Annotated in this window: 15 protein-coding genes; 4 read left to right on the top strand and 11 right to left on the bottom strand. The window is 43.4% G+C overall.

Going from position 1 to position 14,436, the window contains the following annotated elements:
• Positions 1-14 precede the first annotated feature (14 nt).
• The 5 genes from DTK66_RS08345 to DTK66_RS08325 form a co-directional block, all read right to left on the bottom strand.
• On the bottom strand, positions 15-767 hold the full coding sequence (locus DTK66_RS08345; RefSeq protein ID WP_191668370.1) for a CpsD/CapB family tyrosine-protein kinase: 753 nt from the start codon (positions 765-767) through the stop codon (positions 15-17).
• A 15-nt stretch (positions 768-782) separates the two neighbouring features.
• The gene (locus tag DTK66_RS08340) at positions 783-1,661 is read right to left on the bottom strand and encodes a YveK family protein (protein WP_191668369.1); all 879 of its coding nucleotides are present in this window, start codon (positions 1,659-1,661) and stop codon (positions 783-785) included.
• Between the two features lie 19 nt (positions 1,662-1,680).
• Positions 1,681-2,676 (bottom strand): LCP family protein, encoded by a 996-nt coding sequence (locus DTK66_RS08335; RefSeq protein WP_191668368.1) that lies wholly within the window; start codon positions 2,674-2,676, stop codon positions 1,681-1,683.
• Between the two features lie 456 nt (positions 2,677-3,132).
• Positions 3,133-3,531, bottom strand: a complete 399-nt coding sequence (locus DTK66_RS08330) for a winged helix-turn-helix transcriptional regulator (protein WP_153931125.1) — start codon at positions 3,529-3,531, stop codon at positions 3,133-3,135.
• Between the two features lie 108 nt (positions 3,532-3,639).
• Positions 3,640-4,368 (bottom strand): hypothetical protein, encoded by a 729-nt coding sequence (locus DTK66_RS08325; RefSeq protein ID WP_368356245.1) that lies wholly within the window; start codon positions 4,366-4,368, stop codon positions 3,640-3,642.
• A 213-nt stretch (positions 4,369-4,581) separates the two neighbouring features.
• Between DTK66_RS08325 and DTK66_RS08320 the strand changes: the two genes are divergently transcribed.
• Together DTK66_RS08320 and DTK66_RS08315 are read left to right on the top strand one after the other, a co-directional pair.
• On the top strand, positions 4,582-5,160 hold the full coding sequence (locus tag DTK66_RS08320; RefSeq protein ID WP_191668367.1) for a sigma-70 RNA polymerase sigma factor region 4 domain-containing protein: 579 nt from the start codon (positions 4,582-4,584) through the stop codon (positions 5,158-5,160).
• A gap of 9 nt (positions 5,161-5,169) precedes the next feature.
• On the top strand, positions 5,170-5,409 hold the full coding sequence (locus DTK66_RS08315; RefSeq protein ID WP_191668366.1) for a hypothetical protein: 240 nt from the start codon (positions 5,170-5,172) through the stop codon (positions 5,407-5,409).
• A 69-nt stretch (positions 5,410-5,478) separates the two neighbouring features.
• On the opposite strand, the gene DTK66_RS08310 is transcribed toward DTK66_RS08315, so the two are convergent.
• From DTK66_RS08310 to DTK66_RS08295, 4 genes are all read right to left on the bottom strand, one after another.
• On the bottom strand, positions 5,479-5,979 hold the full coding sequence (locus DTK66_RS08310; RefSeq protein WP_191668365.1) for a hypothetical protein: 501 nt from the start codon (positions 5,977-5,979) through the stop codon (positions 5,479-5,481).
• A 58-nt stretch (positions 5,980-6,037) separates the two neighbouring features.
• Positions 6,038-7,558: a glycerol kinase GlpK gene (gene glpK / locus DTK66_RS08305; RefSeq protein ID WP_153931122.1), complete on the bottom strand. Its 1,521-nt coding sequence runs from the start codon at positions 7,556-7,558 to the stop codon at positions 6,038-6,040.
• 135 nt (positions 7,559-7,693) lie between these two features.
• Entirely contained in the window at positions 7,694-7,879 is a 186-nt protein-coding gene (gene thmT / locus DTK66_RS08300) for a 2-hydroxymuconate tautomerase (RefSeq protein WP_003663508.1), read from the bottom strand.
• An 81-nt stretch (positions 7,880-7,960) separates the two neighbouring features.
• The gene (locus tag DTK66_RS08295) at positions 7,961-9,790 is read right to left on the bottom strand and encodes a cation:proton antiporter domain-containing protein (protein ID WP_191668364.1); all 1,830 of its coding nucleotides are present in this window, start codon (positions 9,788-9,790) and stop codon (positions 7,961-7,963) included.
• Positions 9,791-9,925: 135 nt separating this feature from the next.
• Between DTK66_RS08295 and DTK66_RS08290 the strand changes: the two genes are divergently transcribed.
• Positions 9,926-11,329, top strand: a complete 1,404-nt coding sequence (locus DTK66_RS08290; RefSeq protein WP_191668363.1) for a C69 family dipeptidase — start codon at positions 9,926-9,928, stop codon at positions 11,327-11,329.
• A 64-nt stretch (positions 11,330-11,393) separates the two neighbouring features.
• On the opposite strand, the gene DTK66_RS08285 is transcribed toward DTK66_RS08290, so the two are convergent.
• Positions 11,394-12,416: an aliphatic amidase gene (locus DTK66_RS08285; RefSeq protein ID WP_153931119.1), complete on the bottom strand. Its 1,023-nt coding sequence runs from the start codon at positions 12,414-12,416 to the stop codon at positions 11,394-11,396.
• 211 nt (positions 12,417-12,627) lie between these two features.
• A complete protein-coding gene (locus tag DTK66_RS08280) occupies positions 12,628-12,891 on the bottom strand; it encodes an LPXTG cell wall anchor domain-containing protein (RefSeq protein WP_225209051.1) in 264 nt (87 codons plus the stop codon).
• On the opposite strand from DTK66_RS08280, the gene DTK66_RS08275 reads away from it, so the two are divergent.
• A partial coding sequence (locus tag DTK66_RS08275; RefSeq protein ID WP_368356244.1) for a hypothetical protein occupies positions 12,866-14,436 on the top strand: 1,571 nt, incomplete at its 3' end. The two genes, DTK66_RS08280 and DTK66_RS08275, sit on opposite strands and share 26 nt — an antisense overlap.

Genomic DNA, 14,436 nt, shown 5'->3' with positions numbered 1-14,436 from the left:
TAATTTAAGAATATCTATTTATTCGTATCCTCACCGTAGCCATACCCATACCCATACCCATACCCATAGGCTGCATCACCATCAGCATTAACATCATTCATCACATATCCTAACAGGTTAGCATGAGCAAGGTTTAATAATTCAACCGTCCGTTTAACCGCTAATTTCTGCGTTTGTCCCTGCTTGACTACTAATACCACAGCGTCAAGATGCCGTGAAAGAATTTGGGTATCAGTAACTTCCAACATTGGCGGTACATCGACAATTACCATATCGTAAATCGATTTAACGGTATCTAATAGAGTCCGCATTCGTTGTGAGTTTAACAATTCTGCTGGATTAGGTGGAATTGGCCCCGCTGTTAAGATATCAAGGTTATCGACCCCACTAGGTTGGATAATTGTCCGCAAGTCAACTGAATTAGTCCCACTCGTTAAAATCGTCGTTAACCCATGTTGATTACTCTTGCTAAAGGTCGCATGTAAAGTCGGCCGTCGCAAGTCAGAATCGATTAGTAATACCTTTTGACCGGTTTGTGCCCATACCACTGCCACATTATCCGTCACCGTGGACTTACCTTCACTCACATTAGCCGAAGTCATTGCTAAAGTCTTAATCGGTTTATCAATTGCCATGAAATTAATATTCGTCCGAATTGTGCGGAATTGTTCGGAAATCGGGCTCTTTGGATGAGCAACGGTAATCAATTTTGCACCATTATCCATGGTATCAGTAGATTGTTGTTGTGTTCGATGAAATAGTGACATCTCTTCTCCTCCTTTTTAAACCCGCCGACTGCCGTTATTGTGGCGGTGGTTTTCTTCATTATTATTAACCTTGAAGTCCCGACTCATTACAATATGGTTAACGTGACCAAGATTGGTTAAGCCTAGTTCATTGGTTAAGTAATCATCATCATGAATACTGGTATCCATTAGGTCGCCAACCAAGATATAGATGAAACTTAGGATTAAACCGAGAACTGCCCCAGCTAAAGCAAATAGTTTCTTATTGGGGAATGATGGCGTGTCCGGTGTACTTGCTCGTGAAACAATGGTCACATTGTTAACACTCATAATCTTTTTGATCTGTCCTTTGAAAACATTTGCTACGGTGTTAGCAACCGCGGCTGATTTTTCGGGACTATCAGTCTTAACTTGCAAGGAGAAAACTTGAGAATTTTGTTGGGTAGAAACACTAATGGATTTCTTTAACTCATTAGTTGACATACTGTAGCTCTTACCACCACGTTCAACGATGGCCGGCTGGGCTTCCTTGATTAAGCGCCGTGTTCCATCAGCATTGCGCCGGTACTCAGCCGGTTGCGCAGGCTTAATCACTTTGACCGGATTCTTTAATTCCTTACTAGCCTTGCTCAAGATAACCTGATTTGTAATGATATCCTTATAGGTATTAATCATCTGGATATCAGCTTGTTGATTATTGAAAGCTTGACCATTATTATCATTGGAATGTTTTTGGTTAACCAGGATTTCTGTGGTAGCGGTATATTTTGGTACCACGACAAATTGGGCAACCACAAAGCCTAAAATCCCGGCTAATAATGTCCAGATAATTAACATCTTAATATGTTTCCGACAAAGCATCATTAGGCGATGCAAGTCAATAGTATTATTTGCTGTTTGCTGTGAACTATTCACGACTTCTACTCCTCAATCTTTAGTTTTTTAAGCTATTCTGTAACAAATTAGTAATTCGTTGCTGCTCACTGGTTGGCACAACTTCAAAGGCTTGACCGCCTTCATTTTGCCCCCGTCCTTGAGCATGGTCTTGGACGATATGTTCATTTGTACTGCGGTAATTTTGCGCTAACTTCATCATATCGTTAAATGTCAAGTCAGTTTGCGAACTATCAGATACCGACTGTAAGAAGGACCGATTAAGCACGGTCTTATATGAAACCGACTTCTTTAACAGAGCCATGATTACTAACCGTTGCCGTTGCTGCCGACCATAGTCACCATCGGGATCGTCATACCGCATCCGACTAAAGGCTAATGCTTTCTTTCCATTCATATGGTAGGTTTCGCCCTTTTCAAAATGGTAGCCTTCATAGTCAAAGGTCAATGGTGATTTCACATCGACACCACCGACTTGGTTAATGGCCTTTTCCAGACCACCCATATTAACTAAGACATAGTAGTCAATCGGAATGTCAAAGTGTTCTTGGATCGTGTTAATACTCTCCTTAACCCCACCATATGTATAAGCGGCGTTAATCTTGGCTGGTGAATACTGGGGGTAATCTGGCAAATTAACCTTCATATCACGAGGTAGACTAACGATTGTAGTTGTCTTCGTCTTCGGATTCAGGGTCATAATCATAATCGTATCCGTCCGCCCCTTATAATCCCGACCAAGGGCCCCTGTATCAGTCCCTAATAAAAGGATTGAGACGGGCTTCTTCTGGTCAAGGACCTTTTGGGCATCCCGTGACTTGGTTGCCCCAGCATTACTATACATATCATCAGTCGTTGACTTCAGATTATGCCAAGCCATTCCCGCAAAGAACAGGGCGACTAGCACTAAACCCCCGACAACGGACCAAAAAATCTTCCATCCCCGGTGACGCCGGTGATGTTTATGATGATGGTGATGACGGTGTGGCATCTCTTCATCGTTATTATTCAAGGGTCGATTATTTTCGTCTGACATAAAAAATTTCTCCCATATATAGCTGTCCCCTACACATAAAAAATCCACTGGTGCAACGAGTCGCATTACCGAAAACCTACACTAACAATGGTAATTAACAAGTTGCGAACTTTTTTAATAGCGGTTGTCAGCTAATCAATTTTGATAATTACTTAATACATTATTAAGAATGTAAACTATTTAGTCAAGAAACATTTTCATAGCTTTTTCACAAAATGATCAAAATATAAATTTTATCATTAACAGAAACATTGATTTATCAATCATTGGACTCCTTTTGCCTCTGTTTTCAAGTCAAGCCATTCCGTTTATTTCAATTTAATTACATTTTCGACAATTCTTGTAATAAACGTTAAAAAGAGCCTGCAACGAATAACGTCACAGACTCTTCATTACATGTACAGTCATAGATGCTTCTCTCTCCAAAGCAACCATAACTATTCACTAGTCCCCGTGTTACAAGTACTTATCGAGCTTTTCGTTATACTTAATCAGCTCTTCCATGCTTGCGTTTGCTTCTGGTTCGACAATCTGGTCTGAAGTCATATCAGCGGAATCATCCATTTGCTGACGACCCCAGACTCCCATTGTTACGACCATATTGCGTAGGTCATTACCACCCTCGGTCAACGAGTATTTTCCCTCTTTATCCTTAACCGGGTTGACAATCCTTAGCTTTTGCAAGGAAGCTAGCTCGTCATTAAGTGCTACGGCTGTTAAGTTTGGTAGCAACTGGCGCAACTCATCAATGGTAAACGGCCGAAAGCCAAGCCAATAGATGATCCGCGGTTGCCACTTATCTTCTAAAACATCTAATGTATAGCTTACACCACACAGATCTTTCTTTTCAGTCATAATAACGCTCCATTCCATTACTAAGCTACATCTCTTCCTTTCGACTACTATTATAACAAGCTAATGGACTAATGTTTACTTATTGTACATTTTTTACTAAAAATTACTTCAAAAATTATTTATCACACGTTTAATCTGTTCAATAAATTCTGGATTGATTTTTTCACCAAATGTTTCTTCATAGGCCGTGCTAACAATATACAAGATTGTCGCCATTAAGACTTTTTCACTTTGCCGACGGTGCGCCTGAATAACACAGTAATCACTTTCGTATGGCCGTTCGTGAATATTTTCTGAATTGATCTTTCCATACTGGTGTCGGCAATATTCGTAGATTTGTAGTTGAATTTTGGCGACCCGATCTGCCGCATCAACAATCCGGCGAAAAGTCCGATAGCTCGTATCAACGCGGACGTGAAAAGTCTCACGTTTTCCTTTTAAAAGCAGTTCGACTCTCTTATCGTCTATTAACTCAGCAGCATCATCTAAGTAGTGAACCATGTAGTAAACAACCTGATCATTTGTCCGTCCGCATGTCGGTACTAACCGATGATGCCCAGCAACATATCCCCGTGTCCGGCAATCAACTAATTGATAGAGGGCGTGCATCTCATGATTATGGACAGAATTTTCGCAAGCAAAACGATGCAAAACCTCTCTTAACCGTCGTCGCAAAACAAGTTGTTCCCCGTCAACTGTCAAAATAAATGTCCGTTCTTGGTCATAAGCCGCTATCAACAAGGTATTATCCCATCGCACCTGAAAATTATCGGTGACCCCATCGATTGGCAAGCTAGCAATCTTTGCCATATCAATCTTTCTTCTCAAGATCAACACTCCTCTAAATAATACAAATTTAAAATTAATCGTTACCACCGTAAAACGATTAACTTTTAACATGAATAATAAGATACTGGCTTATTTTACTCCTGTCAACGTCTTTTTAAGCGACTTTTTAACTATTTTATCGTTCGCTAAGATATTAATATTACGGTAATTTAATGGTACTCAAGAGCTCTTGAGAATATTTCTAAAGGATGTTCTCATATTATGGATTATAAAAAAATTTCGGCAGGATTGACTTTCTTGATGACTGATAAGCGGATTACGATTGTTCATGGGGTATTAAAGAGTCTCGGTATTTCTCCCCATCGTGACGACTACGATGATTTTGTCCAAGAAGGGTCGATTATCTTCGCGCAAGCCTACGCGGACTATTTTAGTAACGCCGAAAATAATACTGATAATGAACGGGACCTAATGTGCTTTGCCTATCAGCGGATGCGGTGGCGCCTACTCGATCACCTCCGTCGGCAACAGCTGGAAAGTCTTCTCTTTACTTATTCGCTGGATAACGAAGAAAACGAGAGTAATTATGATGTCCTATTAGCAGATACCCAGGCAAGTCATCCCTTTACCCACCTCGAAAACAGCGACTTTCTTGGCTACCTCTACCACCACAGTGCCCTCAACCAACAACGTTACCTAGTTGCAAAGCTCAACCACCATTTGAGTGACCGCCAGATTGCAAAGGAATACGGGGTTACACGAGCTGCTGTTTCTTACTGGCGCCGTGGAGTCATTACCCGTGCCCACCAGCTTCGTGCTAAAATGAAAGGAGAGTTTTGAGGTGAGAAAGTGGAACAACATGAAATTGACCGCCAGACTAACTGGCTGCATATCAAATATGATGGCGAAGACCGTGACGATGAGTGCGTTAATGAGCTCAGCATTTATCAAAATAATGAAGACGACGAGTTGCAAATGCTGGTATCAAATGTTGATCTTGATAATATCAGTCATGATAATACTTTTGCTTTAACAAAAGATGACGCCAAAATGCTCGTTAATTACTTGCAGGATTGGCTCAATAAATAAGCTTCTTATTTGTTAACCAAAAATGACTCTAGTATTCGGAAAACCCGAATGCTAGAGTCATTTTTTTAGCTATGATAATTCTTTATCAAGGGCGTCTCCCATCAACTTCCAATAATCCATAATCATCGCAAAGTCAATCGGCCCCTGTAATCCCAAATCTAACTTAGTAAACTTATGAACCTCGTTACTTAGCAACACCCGAAAATCAGTCAGATTAATCACCGCGTCGTGCGGGTACGCTGGCAATAAGCTCAGTACATGGTTCATTAAGTCGGTAATTAATCCAGAATAAAAATCGGCAAGGTCAAGACTAGGCATCGCAGCGGGTTCGAGCAGGTCTTCACGTTCATTATCAAAGACCTCATACCACCTCTTCATCGATGACCAATAGGCATTATAAAGTTTCTTGCTCTGCTCATCAGCATATTCAAGCTGATAGCTGCTCAAGACTTTCCACTGTTCTAACAAATCAACATATAATGACTCATGAGGAGAGGCCACGTCTTCTCGACTTTCTTTAATGAAGCGGGCCAAATCATCAGTCATTTGAACTGGTGTTTTACTTTCCATTTCTCATTTTCCTTCTTATATTAGTTTGTTGAATGGTGAATAGTTATGGCTGAAAAAGTTAGTCTTCTCCCATTCCCTTTTGGCGGCCATAAAACTGGGCGGCAGAAATTGCTTGTTGCCAACCCTGGTACAGTTTTGTTGCTTCTTTAACGTCCATCTGTGGATCAAACTTATCGCCAATCCGAGAGAGCTGACGGAGCTCGTCTTGGTCTTCCCAGAAGTCGACGGCTAATCCGGCAAGAAAGGCTGCTCCAAGGGCAGTCGTCTCCTCCATTGCGGCCCGTTTGATCGGTGTTTGTAAGATGTCAGCTTGGAATTGCATCATGAAATTATTCCGTGATGCGCCGCCATTAACCGTTAGTGCTTGCAACGGTAAGTTGGTATCTTTAACCATCGTATCAACAACATCCTTGGTCTGGTAGGCGATGGCTTCAAGGGTTGCGCGGATAATATGTCCTCGATTAGTGCCTCGCGTTAAACCAAACATGGCCCCCCGTACTTCTTGGTCCCAGTAAGGTGCACCCAGACCGGTAAAGGCAGGGACAACGTAAACTCCTCCTGTTGTTTTCGCATCAACAGCCATTTGTTCCGACTCGCTCGCCTTATCAAACATCTTGAGGCCGTCACGCAGCCATTGAACTGCTGAACCAGCAACAAAGATACTCCCCTCTAGAGCATAGTGGACCTTCCCATTAAGTCCATAAGCAATCGTCGTCAAGAGGCCGTTATCTGAAAGGGTCGGCTTCCGTCCAGTATTCATAACGATAAAGGCGCCGGTGCCATATGTATTCTTAATTGACCCCTTATCATAGGCTGCCTGACCAAAAAGGGCGGCTTGCTGGTCCCCGGCAATCCCGGCAATCGGAATCTGAACCCCGTAAAAGTGGTAATCGCCAGTATAGCCATAGATTGCCGAACTAGGCTTAACTTCTGGCAGCATTGACCGCGGAATATCCAGCAGGTCGAGAATATCCTGATCCCAGTCAAGGGTGTTAATATTAAAAAGCATCGTCCGACTAGCATTGGTCACATCAGTCGCGTGAACCCGATGGCTTGAGAGGTTCCATAATAGCCAGGTATCGATCGTCCCAAACATCAGGTCGCCATTCTCAGCCTTTTGGCGGGCACCCGGAACATGGTCAAGGATCCACTTGATCTTAGTAGCGGCAAAGTAAGAGTCAATCACCAGCCCCGTCTTCTTGTGGATCATCTCCTTATAACCGTCCTTAATAAGCTGTTCAGCAATGTCACTCGTCTGCTTTGACTGCCAGACAATCGCGTTATAAATCGGCTTACCCGTATGACGATCCCAAATCACGGTCGTCTCCCGCTGATTCGTAATCCCGATGGCAGCAATCTTATAGGGCTTGATTTGCGACTTAATCATTACATTAGAAATCACTGACTGAACACTATCCCAAATCTCAAGCGGATCGTGCTCAACCCATCCTGGCTTAGGGAAGTATTGCGGAAATTCTTGTTGGCTGATTGCAACCTTTGTCCCCTCGTGGTCAAAGATAATCGCCCGTGAACTCGTCGTCCCCTGATCGATCGCCATAATATATTGTTGTTCGTTCAATTTATTTCATCCTTTCGCTATCAATTGCGAGCAGTTCCTCCTATATTATATAGGAAGAAACTTGATGGATTTTGATTATATAAAAAAGCCACCGTGAAAAGACGCTAACTGCCCTCCCCGATGACTCTCTTGTTGTTACTTGTCGCTGACCATCTTACCAGCTACACTATAGCGGTCTTTGCGCATCTCATTCAACACGATATGCACCCGTTCGGCAGGAACATTGGCATCCTTTGAAATTGCTGCTGTAACATCCTTTACGAGAGCCTTTAACTGCTCATCGGTCCGGCCTTCAATTAAGTCAATATGAACTAATGGCATAATCCGTGCCTCCTTATAAATTCATTTAAAATCTTACCATAAGAGCGCTTTTACGGCAATTACATTAACCAAATTCTTTAATTAATTTGGCCGCCGTAAATCTTCACGAACTTGTTCAGCGGCTTTACGATCCCCAGTAAAGAGAATGTGGTCACCATACTCAATAATTGTGTCACCATGCGGATCAATCGGCTTGCGGTTGCGGAAAATCCGGCTAACCGTAATATGGTTGATAAATGGTAACGTATGGAGTTCCCGCCCAGTATACCGGGAATTAAGAACTGTCGCTTCATATAATCCCGCCTCAGTATCCGTCAGCATCCGCAAGATCAATGGCGATTCAATCAAGGCCCGTAAGACACTGCTTTGGACGTTGTAACTGTTAAAAATCTCTACGCCTTTATCGCGCAAGGCCGTGACATCTTTAGGATCAAGCCGCGGATGATTTTGACTCGCAATCACCCGTTTAACCCCGTGTTCCTTGGCAATTTGTGCTAACCGAGCTGATTTATGGTCGTTCAAAAACCCGACAACCATGATATCACAGTCAAAGTAATGCCCCTGCTCAAGGGCCTCGGCCGTCAGTTCCGGCAAGTAAGCGAGGTCTTTTACTTCACTATTATAAGTCTTGTAATTATTTTCGTTATCGGTAACCATCCGTACGTCATACCAATTCTTGTATAATTGCTGCGAAATCGGCACGGTCAAAGTGTTAGTGCCAATAAAGTTGACCTTTTGCTTAATCAGGTCTGCCTTTTCAGGCCTAAAGACTGAATTAAAGACAACCGGCGCAATAATACAGACAATAATCGCTGCTAAGGTGAAGGCATCCGACTGAGCCGTTGTAATCGCATGCAGGTTGCGGGCAACTTGCAGGGTTGGCAAAACTAACGTAATTGTAGTGACAACGAGGAAACTTCCGGCAAATGTGTTGCGAGGCTTGAACCGTCGTCTGAAAATTAACATCGTTGGTATTTTCGCCAAGATAAAGCCAAGCACTAAGATTGGAATTAAGGCTAATGCCTGCCGATTGGCAAAGAGGTTTTTCAAATCTAGCCGGTCCCCTGTCATAATGAAAAAGAAGGGGATTAAGAAACCATAACCAATGGAATTTAACCGGTCTTCTGTCGACTCACTCGGTTCAAGAAGCTTCATGACCATACCGGCTAAAAAGGCTCCTAGAATGTTTTCTGCGCCAACCGTTTCCGCAATCGTTACCAATGTAAAAATCAAGAAAAAGGCTAAACGGATATCGAGCTGGGTCGTTGACTTAGAGATCTTATTAAACCAGATAAATGGCTGTTTAAACCGGTGCAAAAGAAAAATTGCTGCCAGAAAAAGCAAGACAATTAACCACAGCCGACCCGCATTGCCCCCATTAATGGACGCATAAAAGGTCAAAGCAAGCATCGGGGTCACTTCCCCTAGCACAGCAGTTAGCAGCAATGTCTGCCCAACCGGCTTTTGTAAAATATCCTTTTCTTTTAAGGTCGCAATGACTACTCCTAAGGCAATCGTGGAAAAAAGAATTGTTGCTAATAAAATATCACTAAATAAGTGCAACTGACTAATAACAACCGCAAGTACAAAGGAAGTTATAATCACCAGTCCAAATGCTTGAGTAGCCATCACTACCGGCGAATTCTTTGCACGTTTTTTCCCTGGTGTCTTACGAAAGAGGTCAAAATTAATCTCCATTCCTGATAAGAACATCAGCATGATTACCCCTAGGGACGATAAGAGATTAAGGGTCCAATTGGGATTAACTACATTTAAACAACTTTTACCGAGAACAATACCGGTAAGGATTTCAGCAACGGCAGTCGGGATCGAGGAAACTTTAAACCGTGCCATAATAATAGGAATAATTAACGCCGCTAACATTACAATTAGCATTGATAATTGTTGCATATTATCCTCTCCTTTCCTATTTTATACAGCAATATTATATACTTCTAAACATAAAATTAAAATATTCAGACTAAATCGACTTACTTCTTTGTTCGCGGTACAATTAAACCAATACGTAAAAGGAGAAATTTATTTATGGGGAATAAATTAACTGCATGTACAAGTATCTTAATTGGTAAGGAGGCAAGCATCGATGGAACGATTATGATCGGCCGAAATGAAGATGCTAAGGCGGCGTGGCCCAAGCACATGGTCGTTCACCAACATGGCGAGATGCCAACCCACTTCGTTTCTAAGGATACTCGTTTAGAACTTGACTTGCCAGAAGAAAGTGCTCGCTATACTGCCACACCCGAATGGACAGACAAGGATGGCTTATTTGAAGAGGACGGGATCAATGAGTACGACGTTGCCATGAGTGCAACTGAGAGTGCCTACTCTAATTCACTCGTCCTCGGTTATGATCCCTTGGTAGAAAACGGGCTAAACGAGGAAGCAATGATTACCGTAGTTTTACCATATGTCAAAACTGCCCGTGAAGGAGTTCAGCGATTAGGAAATCTAATTGCAAAGTATGGAACCGGCGAAACTAATGGGGTCTTATTCGCCGATAATGATGAAGCTTGGTATTTTGAAACTGGTGCGGGACACTACTGGGTTGCCCAACGGATTCCCGATGATTGTTATGCCGTGGTTGCTAACCAACTGGCAATTCAAGAAATCGATTTCACGGACACGAATAACTTTATGTTCCACCCTGGCATTCAGGAATTTGTCGAAAAACACCACCTGAATCCCGACCCAACTACCTTTAACTTCCGCAAGATTTTTGGGACAGCTGATCGTTCTGACGCGATTTATTCTGAACCACGGGTATGGGCTGGTCACCAGCTATTTAGCCCAGCGCAAGCAGGCGATGAGACGCCGGAATCAACTGACTTGCCCTTTATTATGAAGCCCGACCACAAGTTATCCATTTTTGATGCGCAAAACTACCTGAGCAACCATTATGAGGGCACCCCTTATGACCCGATTGGCCACGGTAAGGATGCTCATAAGTACCGTCCAATCAGTCTCGCCAAGACCCAGGAATCACATATCCTACAAATGAACCGGCCGGGAGCTAATATTCACTGGTTGGCGATGGGGGTAGCGGCGGAAAGTACCTATGTCCCGTTCTTCAACGGCATCACCGATACACCTGCTCCTTATAAGCGTGGTAAGCTACCAGCTCAGTTAAACTCTGCCTACTGGATTTTTAAGCATGCCAGCGTACTCGTTGATAGTCATTTACACGACTTTCTCCCCTTATTGCGCGATGTTCAAAAAGAACGGAATACCGCTGCGATTAAGATGATTGCGGAAACTGATCGACGACTTCCGAGCCTAAAAGGTGAAGCCCGGTCAACTTTTCTTACCCGGCAAAGTGATGGCTACGCGGTTGATACGTTGAACGCATACAAGAAACTCAGTCTGGAATTGATTACGAAAATGACAGACTACTGTGAATTGAATTTTACGACTGATGAGAATTTATAAAGAAAACCGGAGCTGTGCTAAACGGCTTCGGTTTTTTAGTAATTTTGAATACTAATGATTATGGTTATTCATACGGGATTCCCTTGATCGGCGCTGATTTAACTCCTGGAGCTGACCGAGTAATTTCCTCAACTTTCTTTTGAGCTACTTTAGGATTCTCAATCCATTCGCGATAGAATTCAAATGGACAAGTTGCAAGACCATCTTTTTTACTGTCCGATGCCAGCGTTCCAGCATAGCCACGATGCAAAAGATTATACAAATGGTTCTCGGATTGACCGTTTTTACGCATATCCCTAACCTTCTTTAATGGTAGGGTTGCGTATTGAATACTCATCGTTGCGGGTCCAGCATCTGCCATTGTTTCTCCATCACAGTCAATGATACAGCTATGACCAAAGTAAGAGTATACGCCATCCCAACCGGCTTCATTTGCCACAGCAACATACAGATTGTTCGCCCAGGCCATCGCCTTAACCATCGTTAATTCTTGTGGCTGAGCAGGGAACATATAGCCTTGAATTCGTACGACTAACTCTGCTCCACGCATTGCACAATCACGCCAGACTTCTGGATAATTGCCATCCGAACAAATAATTAAACTAAGCTTAATGCCCTTTGGCCCTGTCGAAACGAAAGTTCCACTTGCAGGATACCATGCCTCAATCGGTGCCCACGGAATTTCTTTACGATATTTTTGCACAATTTCCCCATTGCTATTAATTAAAATAGCTGTGTCATATGGATTTCGACCGTCAACTTCATTCTTTTCACCTGTAATTGAAAACACACCCCAGACATTATTCTCACGACAGGCTTGCGCAAAAATCTCAGTTTCTGGTCCAGGAATTGTCGTAGAAAGATTCATCATATCATTATGGTCATAAAGAATTCCTTCTGTTGAATATTCAGGGAAAATAATTAAGTCTAATCCCGGATATGCTTTCTTTGTTCCTGCAATTATATCAGCAATATTATGACAATTATCTAAAATTTGCTGTTGACTATGGAAATTACGCGGAATTTTATAATTAACGACCGCAGTTCCAACCTCATCATTACTTGAAGAAATATCACCCATTGGCATAGCGTATTACCTCCATTATTATGTTCTGACGTTGTATTCAATTAGTTACTCATAAGCAACCTTAGGCTTATAATAACATAAATAATATTAAATATTTAATATTATGTTTGCGGTTTCAAAAGTAAGAATGCATTGATTAAAAATCAAAACAGCCCCTAGATTGGTAATCCAACCTAGGAGCTGTTTTTTAGTTTGGCTTAAATAAATTTAATTATTTATCTTCACCATGCTTTTTCTTCTTAGCGATTAGTAACAACAAGACTGCTTCGAGTGATACAAGACCGAGTAATTCAGTATTCATTTGACTTGCATTACCAGTTTGTGGAAGCTTCTTATTTTGCTGACTTGGCTTTTGACTACCGGCATTGTTATCAACCGAGTTAGTACCAGTCAAGTTAACAGTCATGTGGTTATCAGCAACGGAAACATTAGTGTTTTCGAGGCCACTTGTGTTTGTACTATTCGTAATACTCAAGCTTAGTGATGTCGAACCATTCGTTGAGTTATTAGTAGATGCTGTTGAACCAGACTCACTACCATCAGGGAATGGCGTTACAGCAGATGTACTACCACTTGTAGAAGATGAACCACTTGTATTAGTTGAAAGACTTTCGCTAAGTGATGCTGAAGTGCTTTCGCTTGAGCTTAGTGAAGCCGATGCGGACTCACTTGCACTTAACGATACTGATTCACTAGTACTAATCGATAACGATTGCGAATTGCTGATTGATTCGGATGGGTCATCAGGGTGTGGATTTACAGGAGATGTACTACCAGACGTTGAGGCGCTCGTTGATGCACTTGTCGAAGCACTGGTCGAGGCACTAGTTGATGCACTTACTGATGCACTGGTCGATGCGCTGGTTGACGCACTCGTTGAGGCACTAGTTGATGCACTTACTGATGCACTGGTCGAGGCGCTCGTTGAGGCACTGGTTGAAGCGCTAGTTGAGGCACTTACTGATGCACTGGTTGAGGCGCTCGTTGATGCACTTACTGATGCACTCGTTGATGCGCTCGTTGATGCGCTGGTTGACGCACTGGTCGAGGCACTAGTTGAAGCGCTAGTTGAGGCACTTACTGATGCACTGGTTGAGGCGCTCGTCGATGCACTAGTTGATGCACTGGTCGAGGCACTAGTTGAAGCGCTAGTTGATGCACTTACTGATGCACTGGTTGAGGCGCTCGTTGATGCACTTACTGATGCACTCGTTGAAGCGCTCGTTGAGGCGCTAGTTGATGCGCTGGTTGACGCACTGGTCGAGGCACTAGTTGAAGCGCTAGTTGAGGCACTTACTGATGCACTGGTTGAGGCGCTCGTCGATGCACTAGTTGATGCACTCGTTGACGCACTGGTCGAGGCACTAGTTGAAGCGCTAGTTGATGCACTTACTGATGCACTGGTTGAGGCGCTCGTCGATGCACTGGTCGAGGCACTAGTTGATGCACTTACTGATGCACTCGTTGAGGCGCTCGTCGATGCACTGGTCGATGCGCTGGTTGACGCACTCGTCGAAGCACTCGTTGAGGCGCTAGTTGATGCACTTACTGATGCACTCGTTGAAGCACTAGTTGAAGCACTCGTTGAGGCGCTGGTTGACGCGCTCGTCGATGCGCTCGTTGATGCACTTACTGATGCACTCGTTGAGGCGCTCGTCGATGCACTGGTCGATGCGCTGGTTGATGCACTGGTCGAAGCACTAGTTGAGGCGCTGGTTGACGCGCTCGTCGATGCGCTGGTCGAAGCGCTAGTTGATGCACTTACTGATGCACTGGTCGAAGCGCTGGTTGACGCGCTAGTTGAGGCGCTAGTCGATGCGCTAGTTGATGCACTTACTGATGCACTGGTCGAGGCACTAGTTGATGCACTTACTGATGCACTGGTCGAAGCGCTAGTTGATGCACTCGTTGAGGCGCTAGTTGATGCGCTGGTTGACGCGCTCGTCGATGCGCTGGTCGATGCGCTGGTCGAAGCGCTAGTTGATGCACTTACTGATGCACTGGTCGAGGCGCTAGTTGA

The organism is Limosilactobacillus walteri, assembly GCF_014830205.1.
GTDB lineage: Bacteria > Bacillota > Bacilli > Lactobacillales > Lactobacillaceae > Limosilactobacillus > Limosilactobacillus walteri.
The sequence above is the reverse complement of the archived record's forward strand: the minus strand, read 5'-3'. Positions and strand labels throughout refer to the sequence as shown.

Excerpts from the sequence above, each read along its gene's own strand:
- DTK66_RS08345 (WP_191668370.1), bottom strand. The coding sequence starts at position 767 with ATGTCACTATTTCATCGAACACAACAACAATCTACTGATACCATGGAT.
- DTK66_RS08335 (WP_191668368.1), bottom strand. The coding sequence starts at position 2,676 with ATGTCAGACGAAAATAATCGACCCTTGAATAATAACGATGAAGAGATG.
- DTK66_RS08330 (WP_153931125.1), bottom strand. The coding sequence starts at position 3,531 with ATGACTGAAAAGAAAGATCTGTGTGGTGTAAGCTATACATTAGATGTT.
- DTK66_RS08320 (WP_191668367.1), top strand. The coding sequence starts at position 4,582 with ATGGATTATAAAAAAATTTCGGCAGGATTGACTTTCTTGATGACTGAT.
- DTK66_RS08310 (WP_191668365.1), bottom strand. The coding sequence starts at position 5,979 with ATGGAAAGTAAAACACCAGTTCAAATGACTGATGATTTGGCCCGCTTC.
- thmT (WP_003663508.1), bottom strand. The coding sequence starts at position 7,879 with ATGCCATTAGTTCATATTGACTTAATTGAAGGCCGGACCGATGAGCAG.
- DTK66_RS08295 (WP_191668364.1), bottom strand. The coding sequence starts at position 9,790 with ATGCAACAATTATCAATGCTAATTGTAATGTTAGCGGCGTTAATTATT.
- DTK66_RS08290 (WP_191668363.1), top strand. The coding sequence starts at position 9,926 with ATGGGGAATAAATTAACTGCATGTACAAGTATCTTAATTGGTAAGGAG.
- DTK66_RS08285 (WP_153931119.1), bottom strand. The coding sequence starts at position 12,416 with ATGCCAATGGGTGATATTTCTTCAAGTAATGATGAGGTTGGAACTGCG.